The 16,471-nt window shown below is 67.8% G+C and carries 16 protein-coding genes and 1 riboswitch; of the genes, 11 read left to right on the plus strand and 5 right to left on the minus strand.

All coding sequences use genetic code 11. The annotated features are described in order from the left end of the window. Nucleotides 1-42: 42 nt before the first annotated feature. Nucleotides 43-741, minus strand: a complete 699-nt coding sequence (locus PCLY_RS07965; RefSeq protein ID WP_061238758.1) for a (2Fe-2S) ferredoxin domain-containing protein — start codon at nt 739-741, stop codon at nt 43-45. A gap of 360 nt (nt 742-1,101) precedes the next feature. On the opposite strand from PCLY_RS07965, the gene PCLY_RS07970 reads away from it, so the two are divergent. The 3 genes from PCLY_RS07970 to PCLY_RS07980 all read left to right on the plus strand — a co-directional run bounded on the left by PCLY_RS07970 (nt 1,102) and on the right by PCLY_RS07980 (nt 4,053). Further along, nucleotides 1,102-2,463: a C4-dicarboxylate transporter DctA gene (locus PCLY_RS07970; RefSeq protein ID WP_394326849.1), complete on the plus strand. Its 1,362-nt coding sequence runs from the start codon at nt 1,102-1,104 to the stop codon at nt 2,461-2,463. Nucleotides 2,464-2,579: 116 nt separating this feature from the next. Continuing rightward, complete coding sequence (locus PCLY_RS07975) at nt 2,580-3,269, plus strand: FadR/GntR family transcriptional regulator (RefSeq protein ID WP_061238760.1); 690 nt, start codon at nt 2,580-2,582, stop codon at nt 3,267-3,269. 64 nt (nt 3,270-3,333) lie between these two features. Then, a complete protein-coding gene (locus PCLY_RS07980) occupies nt 3,334-4,053 on the plus strand; it encodes a GntR family transcriptional regulator (protein ID WP_061238761.1) in 720 nt (239 codons plus the stop codon). A 22-nt stretch (nt 4,054-4,075) separates the two neighbouring features. Here the strand turns inward: PCLY_RS07980 and PCLY_RS07985 are convergent, their stop codons facing one another. Together PCLY_RS07985 and PCLY_RS07990 are read right to left on the minus strand one after the other, a co-directional pair. Further along, entirely contained in the window at nt 4,076-4,795 is a 720-nt protein-coding gene (locus PCLY_RS07985) for a cobalt-precorrin-6A reductase (RefSeq protein ID WP_061238762.1), read from the minus strand. Then, nucleotides 4,792-5,994: a bifunctional cobalt-precorrin-7 (C(5))-methyltransferase/cobalt-precorrin-6B (C(15))-methyltransferase gene (locus PCLY_RS07990; protein ID WP_061238763.1), complete on the minus strand. Its 1,203-nt coding sequence runs from the start codon at nt 5,992-5,994 to the stop codon at nt 4,792-4,794. The genes PCLY_RS07985 and PCLY_RS07990 overlap by 4 nt, the downstream gene beginning before the upstream one ends. 181 nt (nt 5,995-6,175) lie before the next feature. Continuing rightward, nucleotides 6,176-6,382: riboswitch (cobalamin riboswitch) on the plus strand. 97 nt (nt 6,383-6,479) lie between these two features. Here PCLY_RS07990 and cobG point away from each other — a divergent pair. From cobG to PCLY_RS08020, 6 genes are all read left to right on the plus strand, one after another. After that, nucleotides 6,480-7,793, plus strand: a complete 1,314-nt coding sequence (cobG, locus tag PCLY_RS07995) for a precorrin-3B synthase (RefSeq protein ID WP_061238764.1) — start codon at nt 6,480-6,482, stop codon at nt 7,791-7,793. After that, nucleotides 7,786-8,412: a precorrin-8X methylmutase gene (locus PCLY_RS08000; protein WP_061238765.1), complete on the plus strand. Its 627-nt coding sequence runs from the start codon at nt 7,786-7,788 to the stop codon at nt 8,410-8,412. Before cobG ends, PCLY_RS08000 begins: the two co-directional genes overlap by 8 nt. Next, nucleotides 8,412-9,152 (plus strand): precorrin-2 C(20)-methyltransferase, encoded by a 741-nt coding sequence (locus PCLY_RS08005; RefSeq protein WP_082768047.1) that lies wholly within the window; start codon nt 8,412-8,414, stop codon nt 9,150-9,152. The genes PCLY_RS08000 and PCLY_RS08005 overlap by 1 nt, the downstream gene beginning before the upstream one ends. Nucleotides 9,153-9,374: 222 nt before the next feature. Next, nucleotides 9,375-11,030 (plus strand): precorrin-3B C(17)-methyltransferase, encoded by a 1,656-nt coding sequence (cobJ, locus tag PCLY_RS08010; RefSeq protein WP_061238767.1) that lies wholly within the window; start codon nt 9,375-9,377, stop codon nt 11,028-11,030. Between the two features lie 180 nt (nt 11,031-11,210). Further along, nucleotides 11,211-12,050, plus strand: coding sequence for an AraC family transcriptional regulator (locus PCLY_RS08015; RefSeq protein ID WP_061238768.1), 840 nt, complete (start codon nt 11,211-11,213; stop codon nt 12,048-12,050). A gap of 79 nt (nt 12,051-12,129) precedes the next feature. Beyond that, nucleotides 12,130-12,735 (plus strand): LysE family translocator, encoded by a 606-nt coding sequence (locus PCLY_RS08020; RefSeq protein ID WP_061238769.1) that lies wholly within the window; start codon nt 12,130-12,132, stop codon nt 12,733-12,735. An 8-nt stretch (nt 12,736-12,743) separates the two neighbouring features. On the opposite strand, the gene PCLY_RS08025 is transcribed toward PCLY_RS08020, so the two are convergent. After that, nucleotides 12,744-13,727: a GlxA family transcriptional regulator gene (locus PCLY_RS08025; RefSeq protein ID WP_061238770.1), complete on the minus strand. Its 984-nt coding sequence runs from the start codon at nt 13,725-13,727 to the stop codon at nt 12,744-12,746. A gap of 95 nt (nt 13,728-13,822) precedes the next feature. On the opposite strand from PCLY_RS08025, the gene PCLY_RS08030 reads away from it, so the two are divergent. After that, a complete protein-coding gene (locus PCLY_RS08030) occupies nt 13,823-14,434 on the plus strand; it encodes a LysE family translocator (RefSeq protein ID WP_061238771.1) in 612 nt (203 codons plus the stop codon). A 19-nt stretch (nt 14,435-14,453) separates the two neighbouring features. Here the strand turns inward: PCLY_RS08030 and PCLY_RS08035 are convergent, their stop codons facing one another. Then, entirely contained in the window at nt 14,454-14,846 is a 393-nt protein-coding gene (locus tag PCLY_RS08035) for a VOC family protein (protein ID WP_061238993.1), read from the minus strand. A gap of 241 nt (nt 14,847-15,087) precedes the next feature. Here PCLY_RS08035 and PCLY_RS08040 point away from each other — a divergent pair, with 241 nt between their 5' ends. Continuing rightward, nucleotides 15,088-16,395, plus strand: coding sequence for an MFS transporter (locus PCLY_RS08040; RefSeq protein WP_061238772.1), 1,308 nt, complete (start codon nt 15,088-15,090; stop codon nt 16,393-16,395). Nucleotides 16,396-16,471: the final 76 nt, after the last annotated feature.

Below are 16,471 nucleotides of genomic sequence, written 5' to 3' on the forward strand. Positions count from 1 at the left end.
ATTGCTCGTAGCCTGGATTTGCCACAGGCGTAATCCGAGTTGCTAACGGTTGCCCTGCTCGTCGATACGCAACTCCGGCAGCGCCGTACCCGCCACTAGGCGCTCGTCGACCAGGCGGATCACCGCCGCCTCGTCCTGAATGCCATACCACTCGCCCTGTGGATAAAGGCTCGCGGTCGGCCCCAGATCGCAGGGGAACTGACACTGGCTGCGGGTGATGTGCACGCCGCCTTCGCACTCCAGCTTACCGGCGGCCTTGAGCCGCTGGCGCAGGGTTTTCCACAGGCCCAGCGCACCCTTGCGCGTGCAGCGCGGGCCGTTGCACAGCAGCAGGCGCTGCGCGTGCGGCGGAATCTGCGACCAGGCGTGGTGTTCCGGCACGGGCGGCACGTCACTGCAGGGCAGATGCGCTTCGCGATGCGCCAACAGTGCGCCCAGACCATCGAGCCAGGTGTCCTCCAGCGCCGTGCAGACCACGAACACCTGCGTCCCGTCGCCACGCTCGGCAATGCGCTCGCGCAGCCAATCACGGTGCGCAGCATCGGCACGCGGTTCCAGATCGACCACCAGCAACGGGCGCGGCGCCTCGTCGATGGCCTGCCAGACACTCTCCTGCTCACTGTCATGCAGATGCGCCTCGCCCAGCAGCGTCTCGATCCGCTGCTGCAGGCGCTCGGCTGCAGCACCACGACCAAGGCCGGGGCCGATGAACAGGATGCGGGCGTAGGGGGTTTGGCTCATGACGGTCTCCAGAACGGGCCGGCAGTCTAGCCGCTTCGGCGCGATGAGCGCATTCCACGCGTCGACTCCGCTATCCGGTCTGACCGGTCATCGCAACGCTTTCGCAGGGTAACCGCGCCTCGCCATGGCCCAAGCTGCAGCACGGCCAGCGCCGCTTGAAATCCCCTGACCAGCGGTCTTTCAGCTGCACTCACACGCTCTGTTTCGGGCATTTCGCCGGATCTGGCCAACGCCAGGTCGGCGTGACGCGCCAGACGGGGGCTTGTCGGTTGGAAAATTTGCGCTTAGCCTGAACTGGTCAGACCGGTAAGACCATAAAAACAATCTGGCGTTCGCTTCTGGGCCTCCGTGAGGGCATGGATGACGCGCCGAACGGAGACCTCGACGATGTTCAGCAAACTGCTCCCCCGCTCGCTATTCCTGCAAGTCGTGATAGGCCTGGTGCTCGGCGTGATATGCGGCCTCAGCCTGCCCGAACTGTCCACCCAGCTGAAACCCCTTGGCGATGGCTTCATCAAGCTGATCAAGATGCTGATCGCACTGATCGTCTTCTGCGTGGTGGTCAGCGGCATTTCCGGCGCCGGTGACCTGAAGAAGGTGGGCCGCATCGGCCTGAAATCGGTGATCTACTTCGAGGTGCTGACCACCTTCGCCCTGCTTCTCGGCCTGGTGGTGGCCTACGGTTTGGGCCTGGGCTCGGGCGCCAACCTCCACCTCAACGAGTTGTCGACCAGCGATGCCGCGCTCTATGCCAGCCGCACCCAGGAGCTGCACGGCCCCGCGACCTTCATCATGGGGCTGATCCCCTCCTCGGTGCTCGGTGCATTCGCCGAGAACAACATCCTCCAGGTGCTGCTGTTCGCCGTGCTGTTCGGCAGCGCGCTGAACCTGGTGGGCGAGCAGGCCAGCGGCGTGGCCAAGCTGATCAACGAGTTCAGCCACGTGATCTTCCGCATCATGGGCATGATCGTGCGCCTGGCGCCGATCGGCGTGTTCGGCGCCGTGGCCTTCACCACCAGCAAGTACGGCCTCGACTCGCTCAGCCACCTCGGCGCGCTGGTGGCGGTGTTCTACGTGACCTGCATCCTCTTCGTGCTGATCGTCCTGGGCAGCGTGTTGCGCCTATCCGGGGTGCCACTGGTGCCCTTCCTGCGCTACTTCCGCGAGGAGCTGACCATCGTCATGGGCACGGCCTCGTCCGACGCCGTGCTGCCGCAGATCATGCGCAAACTCGAGCACATGGGCATCCGCAGCTCCACCGTCGGCCTGGTGATCCCCACCGGCTACTCGTTCAACCTCGATGGTTTTTCCATTTACCTGACCCTGGCGGTGGTGTTCATCGCCCACGCCACCGGCACCGACCTGGCAATGAGCGACCTGCTCACCATCCTGCTGGTCTCGCTGATCACCTCCAAAGGCGCCCACGGCATCCCCGGTTCGGCCCTGGTCATCCTCGCGGCGACCCTCACCGCGGTGCCGGCGATCCCCGCGGCAGGCCTGGTGCTGGTGCTGGCGGTCGACTGGTTCATGGGCATCGGCCGGGCGCTGACCAACCTGATCGGCAACTGCACCGCCACCGTGGCCATCGCCCGCTGGGACAACGACATCGACCTGCAGCGCGCCCACGCGGTACTCAAGGGCGAGGCCAGCGCGCCTGGCGCTGCCCGGGACTCCAGCCTGACGCGTGTGGCGATGGCGCAGGAAAGCGAGGCGCGCGGCTGATGACAAGCCGGGGCCGCTCTGCTCTCATCGCCAGGCCACAACGAGTGGCCGGCGGTGAGCGTGGCCCTGCCCGGGCGCATGCCTGCACTCATCGTTTCGCGGTTTAGGGAGGCCCCATGTTTTCGTCATCCAAGCTGGTCGATGCGGTTGTTCGCAAGTTGCTCGCGCCCATCGAGCAGGGCCTGTGGCCAGTCGGCGAGATGCTGCCGGGGCAGCGCGAACTGGCCGAGCAGATGGAAGTCAGCCGCCCCAGCCTGCGTGAGGCGATCACCATCCTGGAAACCCTGGGCGTGGTGCGCTCGCTACCCGGCAAGGGCGTCATGGTGCTGGAGCGCCAGGGCACCGCGCTGCCCGAGGTGCAGGCGCCGCCCAGCGCGACCATGGCCGACGTGCTGCAACTGCGCTACGCACTGGAGCCGTTCATCGTCGGTCTGGTCGCCCAGTCGCTCGACGGTTCCGAGCTGAGCCAGCTGCGCCTGTTGCTGCTGGACATGCGCGAGGCGGTCGAGGACGGCGACATGCGCGCCCTCGCCAGCGCCTACACCAGCTTCCACCGCAAACTGGTGGCGCTCAGTTCCAACCCGATCTTCCTCAGCGTTGCCAGGCAGATCGGCGGTGCGCTGGAACAGAGCGACCAGTTGATCCGCCACAACCCGGACTATGCCGAGGACATCCTTCAGGAACACGAGGCGATCCTGCGCGCCATTCGCCGCCAGGACAGCGAGCAGGCCAGCCAGGCGATGCGCCAGCACATCCTCAACGAAGGCACCCGCCTCAACATCAACCTCCGCGTGCCCCTGGCCTGAGCCCCACGCCACCAGGCTCGCCTGGCAGCGGCCCGCAGTTCCGAACCCATCGACAGGTGTGATCATGAGTCTTGCCGATCAGCCAACCCGCCGCACGCGCGGCGGCGGTGGCAAACCCACCAGCCATTTCATCTACCAGAGCATCTACGCGGCGATCCTCGACCGACGCCTGACGCCCACCGCCAAACTGGACAAGAACACCCTCGGGCGCATCTTCGGCGTCAGCGGCTGGACGGTGCAACGGGCCCTGACCCGGCTGGCCGAGGAAGGCGCGGTGACGCTGGAGCCGCGACAGATCGCCCAGATCAGCCGACCCAATGAGCAGCAGGCCCGGCAGGTACTGGAGGCACGCATTCTGGTCGAGTCCGAAGTCATCCGCCTGCTCGGCACGCGTCCGGCGGACGCACGCCTGCATGAGCTGCACAGCCTGGTGGAGAACCAGCGCGCCTGCCTGGCCAGTGGCGATGGCGCCGGCCTGATCGAGCAGGCCGGCGAGTTTCACCTGAGGCTGGCTGAGCTCGCCGGCAACACGCTGCTACTGGAGTTTCTTCGCGGCTTGCTGTCGCGCGCCGCGCTGAATATCGCCCTGAGCCGCAGCCCGGTGTATTCGGCAGGTACCTGCGAGGAGCACCTGGCGCTGATCGCCGCTCTGCAAGCGGGTGACAGCGCCCTCGCCGGGCAGGTGCTGGTCAAGCATCTCAACGGCATATTCGACAGGCAGTGCTTCGCGCCCACGCCGACGGTCGACCTGCACGCAGCGTTCAGGGTCGGGCGCCTGAGCTGATTTCACCCGGACACGTTCAGCGTCAGCACTGAAGCGCCAGGCACAGCGCCTCAAACTCGCCAAACTCCTGCGCCACCGTCGGCAAGACGGGACGGCGCAACAACAGCACCGGCAGGCCCAGCTCGCGCGCCACCTGCAGCTTGGGCTCGGTGGAAGCGCTGCCGCTGTTCTTGCTGACCAGCACATCGCAACGGATGCGCGCGAACAGCGCCCGCTCCTCGTCCAGCGCGAACGGCCCGCGCGCGCCGATCACCTCGGCGCGGGGAGGTGCCGCCTCGGCCTGCAGGCAGCGCACCGTCCAGTGCTGGTGCGCGGGAATCTCCTGCAAATACGCCAACGGCTCGCGCCCGGAGGTGAAGAGCGGTCTGTTGAACGGCGCCAGCGCGCGGGTCAGTTCATCCCAGCCATCCACCTCACGCCAGTCATCACCGGGGCCAGGCTGCCAGCCCGGGCGCCGCAACGCCCAGCACGGCACGCCAGTGATCTCGGCAGCGCGGGCGGCGTTGCGGCTGATCTGCGCGGCGTAGGGGTGGGTCAGGTCCAGCAGCAATTCGATGCCTTCAGCGGCAATAAAAGCCGCCATGCCCTCGGCACCACCGAAGCCACCGACGCGCACGCGGCACGGCAGATCATCCGGTACCCGCCCGAGACCAGCCAGGCTGTACACCGTCTCCGGCCCCAGGCGCCGCGCCAGGCGCAGTGCCTCGGTGGTGCCGCCAAGCAGGAGGATGCGCGCCGTCATGCCTTGCGCACCGCCAGCAGGGTGATCGGCAGCGCCGCGCGCCAGGTGTCGAAGCCGCCCAGCGGCTGCGCCTGAGCCACACTCAGACGCAACAGCTCGCCGCCCTGCTGCTCGCGGAAACTCACCAGCGCCGCCTCGCTCTGCAGGGTCACGGCATTGGCCAGCAGGCGCCCACCGGGTTTGAGCGCAGCCCAACAGGCCTCCAGCACACCCGGCACGGTGACGCCGCCGCCGATGAAGATGGCGTCCGGCGCCGGCAGCCCGGCCAGCGCCTCGGGCGCATGCCCGGCGACCAGTTGCAGGGCGGGCACGCCGAGGGCATCGCGGTTATGGCGGATGTGCGCCTGGCGCCCATCGTTGGCCTCGATGGCGATGGCGCGGCAAGCCGGGTGTGCGCGCATCCACTCGATGCCGATGGAGCCGCAACCGGCGCCGACATCCCACAGCAGCTCGCCGGGCAGCGGCGCCAGACGCGCCAGGGTCACCGCGCGTACGTCGCGCTTGGTCAGTTGGCCGTCGTGGCGGTAGGCGTCATCCGGCAGACCGCAAGTCGGTGGCAGCAGTTGCGCACCAGCATCGGCCAAACACTCCACGGCCAGCAGATTGAGATCGGCGCCACGCGGCAGGTTCCAGCTCGCGGCCAGGCCATCGAGGCGGCGCTCGTCAGGTCCGCCAAGATGCTCCAGCAGAGTCAGGCGGCTGGCGCCGAAACCATGCGCACGCAGGGCTTCAGCCACCTGTGCGGGCGTATCGCCATCGGCACTCAATACCAGCAGGCGCATGCCGGGGAACAGCTTGCCGTTGAGCGTGGCCAACGGCCGACCGACCAAGGACACCACCTCCGCGTCCTGCAGCGGCCAGCCCAGGCGCGCCGCCGCCAGCGACACCGAGGACGGCGCCGGCAATACCAGCAGTTCGTCGGCCGGCACCTGGCGCGCCAGGCTGGCGCCGACGCCATAGAACATCGGGTCGCCACTGGCCAGCACGCACACCGCCTCGCCGCGCTTTGCCAGCAACGGCCCAAGGTCGAAGGGGCTGGGCCAGGTTTCCCGCTCGCCGCTGATGCACGGCGGCAGCAGCGCCAGCTGGCGCGGCGCGCCGACGATGCGCGTGGCCGCCAGCAGGGCGCGGCGCGCCGCCTTGCCCAGGCCGGGGTAGCCGTCTTCGCCGATGCCGACCAGGGTCAACCAGGGTTTCATCCAATGTCCTCGCACAGGCCCGACGGAGCGCCTGTCCGCGCTCCGGGCAAAGCGGGCATAATACAGCCTTCGTCGGTGCCCAAGAGCCTGAACAGGTGACTGCTGCGTGTCGGCCATGCTGCGCTGGAGGTGGCTTCGAACGGCTGATTTACTACTCGTAAACTGCGCGTTCTCAGCCACCTCCGCATTGCCTGGCTCTGGCTCGCCAGCCCCTGAATCAGGCTCGATAACGGGCCTAAGAGGGAATCCGGAGCGATCATCGATCGCCACCGAGCTGCCCCCGCAACTGTAAGCAGCGAGTCCAATGCCATCGGCCACTGGGTAACCGGGAAGGCGCAGCGGATCATGACCTGTCAGCCAGGAGACCTGCCGACGAACGCTGGTCGCGAGTGCCAACATCGGGCGGGGTGTACCGATGCCATGGAGTCTTCCTGCAGGTTGATTCCGCTGGTTCGGTCGCCGCGTCGTTATCCACAGGTGACCCTTTGCCCACGTCCGTTCGCCCATCCGCCTGCCCCGGCCTGCTGCGCATCGTGCCCGCGCTGGACGGCGGCATCTGCCGAGTCAAACTGCCCGGCGGCGTACTGCGTAGCGCGCAGGCGCGGGTGATTGCCGAGGCTGCGCGACGTCATACCGGCGGCGTGCTGGAGCTGACCAACCGCAGCAACCTGCAGATTCGCGGCGTCCTGCCCGGGCAGGAAAGCCCGCTGATCGACGCCCTGCTCGGCGCCGGCCTCGGCCCGCGTGTGGCCGCCGCCGATGACGTACGCAACCTGATGCTCAGCCCCGCCGCCGGCCTCGACCCGCAGGCGCGCATGGACGTGCGTGCGCTGGCCAGCCAGTTGCTCGACCTGCTGCAGGACACTCCGGCACTGTATGCGCTGTCGCCCAAGTTCGCCCTGCAACTGGACGGCGGCGAAGCCCTGGCGATGCGCGAACACCCCCACGACCTGTGGCTGCTTGCCGAGGACGACCAGCACCTGCTGCTGGGCCTGGCCGGCTGCCCGAATGACGCCCCACTGGCGCGAATCGAGGTGACGCAGGGCGTCGAGCTGGTGCGCCAACTCCTGCTGTTGTTCCTCGAACTGGCCACGCCCGAGCAATCGCGCATGCGCCAACTGCTGGCGCAGATCCCGGCCGCCGAGCTGCTGCAACGCCTGCAGGCGCGCCTGAGCTTTGCGCTGCAAGCGGCCCCGGCCAACTGGCAGCCGGCCGAGAGCACCGCACGTGCGCCGGCGGGGGTTTATCCACAGGCGCAACAGGGCCTGTGCATGGTGGCGGCCGGCGCTCGACTGGGCCGCCTGCACGCCGAACAGCTGCTGGCGCTGGCCGAACTGAGCGAGCGTCACGGCAACGGCGAACTGCGCCTGACGCCCTGGCAAGGCGTGCTGCTGGGCAATGTGCCCGAGACCAAATCCAGTGAATTACTGAACGCCCTAGAGGCTCTGGGGCTGCTGACCCAAACCGACGAACCGCTGCTAGGCCTGGTCGCCTGCACCGGCTCGGCGGCCTGCGCGCGCGGCCTGGCCGACAGCAAACACCACGCCCTGCACTTGGCCGAGCGCCTGCGCGAGAACGGCGCACGCCCGCAGGTGCACCTCAGCGCCTGCCCGCGCAGTTGCGCCAGCGCGCGCGTGCAGCCCTACACCCTGCTGGCCAGCACACCCGATCACTACCAGCTCTACCAACGCACGCCCGAGGCGCCCGGTTTCGGCCGTCTGCTGGCGCCCGCCATGACCATCGACGAGGCCGGCGCCTGGTTCGCCCGCCAACACCCCGCAGGAACCTCCGATGCTTGATTACATCCGCGACGGCCAGGAAATCTACCGCCGCTCCTTCGCCACCATCCGCGCCGAGGCCAACCTCGACGGCATCCCCGCCGATCTGGAAAAACTCGCCGTGCGGGTGATCCACGCCTGCGGCATGGTCGATGTCGTGGAAGACCTGCGCTTCTCCGCCGGTGCCGGCGCCGCCGGCCGCGCGGCCCTGCTGGCCGGCGCACCAATCCTCTGCGATGCGCGCATGGTCGCCGAAGGCATCACCCGCCCGCGCCTGCCGGCAGGCAACCAGGTGATCTGCACCCTGCACGATGCCGGCGTGCCGGAGCTGGCCCGCGAGGTCGGCAACACCCGCTCGGCGGTAGCCCTGGAGCACTGGCGCGAACACCTGGAAGGCAGCGTGGTGGTGATCGGCAATGCGCCCACCGCGCTGTTCTACCTGCTGGAAATGCTCGACGCCGGCGCACCGAAACCGGCGCTGATCATCGGCATGCCGGTGGGCTTTATCGGCGCCGCCGAGTCCAAGGACGCCCTGGCCGCAGACAGCCGTGGCGTGCCCTACGTGATCGTGCGGGGCCGTCGTGGCGGCAGCGCCATGGCGGTGGCCGCGGTCAATGCCCTGGCTTCGGAGGTGGAATGATGGCCGGTCGTCTGCTTGGCCTCGGCGTCGGTCCCGGTGACCCCGAGCTGCTCACCCTCAAGGCCCTGCGCCTGCTCAAAGGCGCCCCGGTGGTGGCCTACTTCGTGGCCAAGGCGAAACACAACGCCGGCCATGGCGGCAATGCCTTCGGCATCATCGAAGCGCACCTGAGCGATGCCCAGCAGCGCCTGCCGCTGGTCTACCCGGTGACCACCGAGAAGCTCGCCCCGCCGCTGTCCTACGAAGATGTGATCGCCGACTTCTACGACACCTGCGCGCAGCAGATCGCCCAGTTGCTCGATGCCGGCCAGGACGTGGCGGTGATCTGCGAGGGCGACCCGTTCTTCTATGGCTCCTACATGTACCTGCACGACCGCCTGGCCGACCGCTACGAAGTGGAGGTGGTGCCCGGCGTGTGCTCCATGCTCGGCTGCGCCTCGGTGCTCGGCACGCCGCTGGTGTATCGCAACCAATCCTTGAGCGTACTCTCCGGCGTGCTGCCGGAAGACGAGCTGGAACAGCGCCTGCGCGACGCCGAAGCGGCCGTGGTGATGAAGCTCGGGCGCAACTTCGACAAGGTGCGCCGGGTGCTGCGCAAGCTCGGCCTGGACGACCGCGCCCACTACGTCGAACGCGCGACCATGGCCAGCCAGAAGATCATGGCGCTGGACGAAGTGGAGCCGATGGATTCGCCGTACTTCTCCATGATTCTGGTGCCCGGGCAGAAGTGGCGAGGGTGATTGGTTCCTTGTGGGAGCGGCTTCAGCCGCGAAGCGCTTTCGCGGCTGAAGCGGAATGCCGCCCAGCCGCTCCTACAGTTCATCGGGTGAATGAAAACCCGTCACCACGCGCCCTACGCAATCATTGCGGGGGCATCATGGGAGGCGACAGTCGCCGCTGAAGCGCCTCCCACGGATCGCGCCCCATCCCCCGGATTGCATCCGGGCTACAGGATTTACCGCATGAACATCGTCATCCTCGGCGCCAGCGCGCTGGCCACTGCACAACGCCTCAAGGCGCTTTATCCACAGGCTGTGATCCACGGCCTGCGCGGGCGCGTCGATGGCGCCGAGCGTCACTACGAGGAGTTCGGCGAGCACCTGCGCGCGCTATACCGCGCAGGCCAACCGCTTGTCGTGCTGTGCGCTGCCGGCATCGTCATCCGCAGCCTCGCCGCACTGCTGGCGGAAAAAGGCGCCGAGCCACCGGTACTGGCCCTGGCCGAAGACGGCAGCGCTGTGGTGCCGCTGCTCGGCGGCCTGGCCGGGGTCAACCGCCTGGCCCGCGAAATCGCTGCACACCTGGGCGTCACACCCGCCATCACCACCAGCGGCGAGTTGCGCTTCGGTACCTGCCTGCTGGAGCCGCCGGCCGGCTACGCCCTGGCCGACCTGCAGCAGGGCAAGCGCTTCGTCAGCGACCTGCTCGGCGGCGAAACGGTACGCATCGAAGGCCAGGCGCCCTGGCTGGAGGCCGCGCAGCTGCCTGTGGATAACGCCGCCAGCCGGGTTATCCACATCACCGCGCAGGCGCGCCCGGCGCAACCCGACGAACTGCTGATCCACCCGCGCTGCGCCGCCGCCCTGATCGAACGCCCCGGCGCCGACCTGCCTGCGCGCCTGCAACAGGCGCTGAGCGCTGCCAAGCTGGCACCGCAGGCGCTGGCCTGCCTGCTCGCGGATAAAAGCTGGATGGCCAACGCAGAACTACATGCCGCCGCTCTTGAGCTGAAGCTGCCGCTGCGCTTTATCCACAGCAGCGCCGAGCTACCGACCGAGCTGCACGGCGGCGACGGCCTGCGCCTGCTGTTGGGCGAACAGCCTCTGGATATCGAGCGCCTCGGCCAGCGCCGTGGCCGCCTCAGCGTGGTCGGCCTCGGCCCTGGCGCCGCCGAGCACATGACCCCCGCCGTGCGCTGCGCCCTCGACGAGGCCGAGGACCTGCTCGGCTACGACACCTACGTGAAGATGGCCGGCCCGCTGCGTGCCGATCAATGCCTGCACCCCAGCGACAACCGCGAAGAGCTGCAGCGCGCCGCCCACGCCTTCGAACTGGCCGCCAGCGGACGCCGGGTGGTGATGATCTCCTCGGGCGACCCTGGCGTGTTCGCCATGGCCGCCGCCGTGATGGAGGCGCTGGAAAGCCCGCAGAACGAGGCCTGGCACGGCGTCGAGCTGGAAGTGCTGCCGGGCGTCTCAGCTGCCCTGGCCACCGCCGCCAAGGCTGGCGCACCGCTGGGCCACGACTTCTGCCTGATCTCCCTGTCCGACAACCTCAAGCCCTGGGCGGTGATCGAGAAGCGCCTGGAACATGCCGCCCTCGCCGATCTGGCCATGGCCTTCTACAACCCGATCTCCAAGTCCCGCCCCTGGCAACTCGGCCGCGCGCTCGACTTGCTGCGCCAGCACCGTACGCCCGAGACGCTGGTGGTGCTTGGCCGCGATATTGGCCGCCCTGCCGAGGCGCTGCGCAGCCTCACCCTCGGCGAGCTGACCCCGGAGATGGTCGACATGCGCACGCTGGTGATCATCGGCTCCAGCCAGACCCGCCGCTTCCCGCGTGCCGACGGCGGCGAGTGGGTCTACACGCCGCGTTGGTATCCCGCGCAGGCCGACTAGAGCATCGCTCGCAGCACGTTTGCAGGAGCGGATTTATCCGCGAATTTCGCGGCTGAAGCCGCTCCTGCGGATCGAGGCGCTTGGTTTTATCCACAGCCCCAGCCATCTGCACAAACGTTCTAGGCATACCCGGCAAAGGGCGTAAGCTCAGGCGTTCCACTTTCCACCGCGGGCCAGGCGATGAACGCGCAGTCATGGGTCGACCTCAAGCAGGACGCCGACACCGGCATCGAGGTGATCCGTGCGCATTTCGAGGGCCACGCCTACGATCCGCATTGGCACGACAGCTACCTGATCGGCTTCACCGAACAGGGCGTGCAGCAGTTCCATTGCCGTCGGGCGCTGTTCAGCAGCGTGCCGGGGCAGACCTTCTTTCTCGAACCCGGCGACATCCATGACGGCCATGCGCCGACGCCAGGCGGCTTCACCTACTCCACCCTCTATCTCGAACCCGCCTGGCTGCAACGCGCGTTGCCGGCGCTGTTCGAGCAGGCGCCTGGCGACTGCCTGCCGGGCGTACCGCGCACTCAGCCGGACGACCCCGGCCTGCTGCCGTGCATCGCCAACGCCTTGCAGACATTGAGCGATGGCGAGCCGCGCATGGTGCGCGACGCGGCGCTGGACGCGCTGCTGGAGCGCATCTCGCGCAGCCTGCACTGGCGCCAGCAACTGCCGGGCAACCCGCAGATACCCAGCGTGGCCCTGCGTGCCCGCGACTACCTGCATGCACACTTTCACGAGAACATCGGCCTCGACGAGCTGGCGCGGGTGTGCGGCGTCGACCGTTTTCGCCTCAGCCGCGCCTTCAAGGCCGCCTTCGGCATCGCCCCGCACGGCTACCTGATCCAGCTGCGCCTGGTACGCGCCCGGCGTTTGCTGGCCCTTGGCACGACGCCGGCGGATGTCGCCAGCGACCTCGGTTTTGCCGACCAGAGCCACCTGGGCCGCTGGTTCCGCCGCGCCAATGGCGTCACCCCGGGCGCCTACCGCAACCTCTGCACAAAGCTTCAAGACCGCTGAATCAGCCCGCCGGACAATCGCCCCATGCCCTCGATCTGGAGCGATAGCCCATGCCCTTCACTGCCCACCGGGCTTTGCCATGAACCAGTGGCTGCCCTTCATCCTGTTCGCCTCGGCGGCGTCGATCACCCCCGGCCCGACCAACCTGCTGATCCTCGGCAGCGCCGCCCGTTTCGGCCTGTCCATTGCGTTGTCCATCGCCGTCGGTGCCAGCCTCGGCGCCAGTCTGATGCTGCTGGTGGTCGGCCTGGGCCTCGGTGAACTGCTGGCCCGCGCGCCGCTGCTGCAGACGGCGATGGCCTGGGCTGGCGCGGCCTGGATCAGCTGGATGGCCTGCAAGCTGCTGCGCGCCGACAGCGCCCGCGCCGACGAACGCGCCATCGACCGGCGCCAGGGCTTCGTCCAGGGCGCCGGCCTGCAACTGATCAACCCCAAGACCTGGCTGATGAGCGTCTCGGTCACGGCGATCTTCCTCGGCGGCCAGGCTTCGTTCACCGCTGTGGCGAGCTACGCGGCGCTGTTTTTGCTGGTGTCCACGCCCTGCCTGCTGGCCTGGGGCCTGCTCGGTATCGGCAGCGCTCGCCTGTTGCGGCAACCGGCCAGATTGCGGCTATTCAACCGCTGCATGGCCCTGTTGCTACTGGCCTCGGTGTGGCTGCCGCTGCTGTCCCAGCTTCGCGGCTGAAGCCGCGGCTACGCCGTGGGTTTGGCTTGACGGCGCATCGCCCCAGGCGTGGTACCGAAACGCTGACGGAACAGCTTGCCCAGATGGCTGGTGTCGCCGACCCCGATTTCGTCGGCGATCTGCGCCAGGCTGTGGCTGGAATTGAGCAGGCGCCAGCGCACGTGCTGCAGGCGCAGTTCGTTCCAGTATTCGCGTGCGCTCATGCCCTGGCTGGCGTGGAACAGGCGGTCGAGCTGACGCCGGCTGATACCGACGCTGGCCGCCAGTTGCTCGATGCCGGCGGCACTGGCCAGGCCGTGGCGCATCAGGGCAATCGCACGGTCGACATGCCGCTCACCGCTCGGTGCAGTGTGCAACGAACGCAGCGCGTGCTGGCCGCTACGTGTCTCGTCCACCAGCATGTCGGCCAGGCCCTTGAGCGCCCGCGCCCGGCCACTGCCCTGGGCCAGCAGCTCCACCGCCAGGTCGATGGCCGCCGTGCCGCCAGCGCAGGAAATCCGCGCACCATCCACACAGTACAGACGCTCGCGGGCCAGGCGCAGGTGCGGGAAGCTGGCGCGAAACTCCGCCTCATGGCGCCAGTGCACCGCCACCCGATGGCCATCGAGCAGCCCGCAGGCGGCGAGCAGAAAGCTGGCGTTGTCGATCGCCACCAGTTTCACTCCGGCACGGGCGGCGCGACGCAGCAACGACTGATACGCCGGCGCCAGCGCGGCAGTGGCCTGCGCGTTGCGCCCGCCGAACAGCACCAGGTAATCATGCTCGGCCAGTTCGAGCTGATCGACCGTGGCCTCGATGCGCAACGCCGCACCGCTACTCGATGACACATGCCCCGCCTGCAGGCCGAGGATGGTCCAGGCGCAGTAACGCTGGCGGCTGTAATCCTCGTCATCGGCGCTGAAGCGCAGCTTGTCGAGAAAGCCGCCAAACGGCAGCAAGGCGAACTCCGGCAACGGCAGCAGCAGAAAACGCAGATCAGGGTGCTCAGTCATGCACTGTCCAGAATCAACCGTTAGATGACCAGAATTTACCTCATTGCCGCGCCTGCCGCTGACTAGACTGGCCGCGCCCTCAGAAGGAGACCCGCATGGCCCTCGAACTCTGGTTCGTCTACCTGATCGCCACCCTCGGCCTGGCGCTGACGCCCGGCCCCAACAGCCTGCTGGCGCTGACCCACGGCGGCCTGTATGGCGCGCGCATGGCGCTGGCCACCATCCTCGGCGGCGTGGTCGGCTTCAGCGCGCTGATCGCCCTGGCCATGTTCGGCCTCGGCGCCCTGCTCAAGACCGCACCCAGCGCATTGCTGGCGCTGAAGTGGATCGGCGGCGCCTACCTGATCTGGCTGGGCGTGCAGCTGTGGCGCTCGCCGCCGATGAACCTGACGCTGGCCGATAGCGGCGTGCGCCCCGGCGCTGGTCACCTGTTTCGCCAGGGCCTGCTGTCGGCGCTGTCGAACCCCAAGGTGATCCTGTTCTACGGCGCCTTCCTGCCGCAGTTCGTCGACCCGCAGCGCGGCCTGGCCGGGCAGTTCGTGGTGATGGCAGCGACCTTCGCCGTGGTCGAGTTCCTCGTCGAACTGCTGCTGGCGCTGCTGGCGTTCCGCGTGCGGCCCTGGCTGCAACGTGGTGGGCGCACCTTCAACCGCAGTTGCGGCGTGCTCTTCGTGTTGATCGGCGTGGCCTTGCCGCTGGCGCGTTGAGCCCGCGCGAAAGCACTGCCTACTCAGGCTGGTGACAGACCACGCAGAGCTTGTTGCCATCCGGGTCGCGGAAGTAGGCACCGTAGTAATCCGGGTGATACTGCGGGCGCAAGCCCGGAGCGCCTTCGCAACGCCCACCCCGCGCCAGCGCCATCCGGTGAGACTGATCGACCTGTGCCCGGGTCTGCGCCAGCAGCGCCACCATCTGCCCGTTCCCAGGATGGTGCGCGGCGCCGTCGTAAGGCGTACTGATAAGCAACAGCGGTCGGGGCTCCGGGCTCGACTGCCAAGCCGCCCAGGGCTTGTCCGCGTCGAGAAAACGCAACTCGACGCCCAGCAGATCCATCAACGGCTGGTAGAACCTCAGGGCGCGAGGAAAGTCGCTCACACCAACGCATATATGAGAAAACATATGGCTCCTTGCTCCGTTGAGCGAAAACGCTGACCGCATCCTGGGCCAGTGCCGACCGCTATCGCAAGCGCCGGGAGAAGCGCGAACCTGGCGCAGCCGTATCGCGCCATCGTCGACTCGTCGCGTTTGCCCTGGCTTGAGGTCGCTCACGGCAACGTCACCGTCGTCTGCGTGGCGCTTGGCCATGCACACGCTCCGTACCCTGCAGGATGCCGTCTAAATCAGGGATCAGGAGCGTCGAATGAATGCTAACCACACGGGCCAGCAGGTGAGCCCGGCCACCTTGCGCAAGGTGATCGCCGCATCGGCCATCGGCAACTTCGTCGAATGGTTCGACTTCGCCGTCTACGGCTTCCTCGCCGTGACCATCGCCTCACTGTTCTTCCCACCGGGCAATCCAACCCTGGCGCTGCTGCAGACCTTCGCCGTATTCGCCGTGTCGTTCGCCCTGCGCCCTTTGGGCGGGATCTTCTTCGGCATCCTCGGCGACCGCATCGGGCGCAAACGTGTGCTGTCGATCACCGTGCTGATGATGGCCGGCGCCACCACGCTGATCGGTCTGCTGCCGACCTACGCCAGCATCGGTTTGCTCGCGCCCCTGCTGCTGGCCGTGGCGCGTTGCCTGCAAGGGTTCTCTGCCGGTGGCGAATACGCCGGCGCCTGCGCCTTCGTCATGGAGCACGCGCCCACCGAGCAGAAGGCCCGTTACGGCAGTTTCGTGCCAGTGTCGACCTTCCTCGCCTTCGCCGCCGCGGCCGGCCTGGTACTCGGCCTCGACCAGTTGATCAGCAGCGAGCAGATGCAGGCTTGGGGCTGGCGCCTGCCCTTTCTGATCGCCGCACCGCTGGGCCTGGTGGGTCTGTACATGCGCCTGCGCCTGGACGAGTCGCCAGCTTTCCAGGCCCTGGCTGCAGAACAGGCCCCCGAGCATTCGCCGCTGCGTGAAACCCTGCGCAGCCATAGCACCACCATCCTCTGCCTGAGCGCGTTCATCTCGGCCACAGCCCTGTCGTTCTACATGTTCAGCACCTACCTGAGCACCTACATGCAGGTAGTCGGCGGCGCCAGCCGTTCCACCGCGCTGCAGGCCAATCTGCTGGCACTGGTCTTCGCTGGTCTGCTGTGTCCGTTCGTGGGGCGTTACTCGGATTGGGTCGGGCGGCGACGCACCATCCTCACAGCCTGCCTGGCGCTGATCTTCGCCGTCTATCCGGCCTTCACTCTGGCCACTTCAGGACAGCTCTTGCCATCGGCGCTGGGCGCCATGCTGCTGGCCGTCGGTGCGGTGATCTGCGGCGTGGTGACGGCAGTGCTGCTGTCCGAGCAGTTTCCCACCCGAGTGCGTTATACCGCCTCGGCCTTTACCTACAACATCGCCTACACCATCTTCGGCGGCACCGCGCCGCTGGTGGCCACCTGGCTGATCGAGCAGACCGGCGACCGCATGGCACCGGCCTATTACCTCATCGTCATGGCCCTGATCGCCCTCGCGGGTGGCCTGGCGCTGCCGGAGTCGTCGAAGCGGCCGCTGAACTATCGCCATGACTGAGTGAGCACGGCGCTGAGCGAAGTGGACCAGTCATAATCTGGGTAATTGGATCTATGTGACTGGGCCACTGCTGCGT

The organism is Ectopseudomonas composti (genome assembly GCF_001567565.1).
GTDB lineage: Bacteria > Pseudomonadota > Gammaproteobacteria > Pseudomonadales > Pseudomonadaceae > Aquipseudomonas > Aquipseudomonas composti_A.

Coding starts and splice junctions, on each gene's coding strand:
- PCLY_RS07965 (WP_061238758.1), bottom strand. CDS start 741: ATGAGCCAAACCCCCTACGCCCGCATCCTGTTCATCGGCCCCGGCCTT.
- PCLY_RS07970 (WP_394326849.1), top strand. CDS start 1,102: ATGACGCGCCGAACGGAGACCTCGACGATGTTCAGCAAACTGCTCCCC.
- PCLY_RS07975 (WP_061238760.1), top strand. CDS start 2,580: ATGTTTTCGTCATCCAAGCTGGTCGATGCGGTTGTTCGCAAGTTGCTC.
- PCLY_RS07980 (WP_061238761.1), top strand. CDS start 3,334: ATGAGTCTTGCCGATCAGCCAACCCGCCGCACGCGCGGCGGCGGTGGC.
- PCLY_RS07985 (WP_061238762.1), bottom strand. CDS start 4,795: ATGACGGCGCGCATCCTCCTGCTTGGCGGCACCACCGAGGCACTGCGC.
- PCLY_RS07990 (WP_061238763.1), bottom strand. CDS start 5,994: ATGAAACCCTGGTTGACCCTGGTCGGCATCGGCGAAGACGGCTACCCC.
- PCLY_RS08000 (WP_061238765.1), top strand. CDS start 7,786: ATGCTTGATTACATCCGCGACGGCCAGGAAATCTACCGCCGCTCCTTC.
- PCLY_RS08005 (WP_082768047.1), top strand. CDS start 8,412: ATGGCCGGTCGTCTGCTTGGCCTCGGCGTCGGTCCCGGTGACCCCGAG.
- cobJ (WP_061238767.1), top strand. CDS start 9,375: ATGAACATCGTCATCCTCGGCGCCAGCGCGCTGGCCACTGCACAACGC.
- PCLY_RS08015 (WP_061238768.1), top strand. CDS start 11,211: ATGAACGCGCAGTCATGGGTCGACCTCAAGCAGGACGCCGACACCGGC.
- PCLY_RS08020 (WP_061238769.1), top strand. CDS start 12,130: ATGAACCAGTGGCTGCCCTTCATCCTGTTCGCCTCGGCGGCGTCGATC.
- PCLY_RS08025 (WP_061238770.1), bottom strand. CDS start 13,727: ATGACTGAGCACCCTGATCTGCGTTTTCTGCTGCTGCCGTTGCCGGAG.
- PCLY_RS08030 (WP_061238771.1), top strand. CDS start 13,823: ATGGCCCTCGAACTCTGGTTCGTCTACCTGATCGCCACCCTCGGCCTG.
- PCLY_RS08035 (WP_061238993.1), bottom strand. CDS start 14,846: ATGTTTTCTCATATATGCGTTGGTGTGAGCGACTTTCCTCGCGCCCTG.
- PCLY_RS08040 (WP_061238772.1), top strand. CDS start 15,088: ATGAATGCTAACCACACGGGCCAGCAGGTGAGCCCGGCCACCTTGCGC.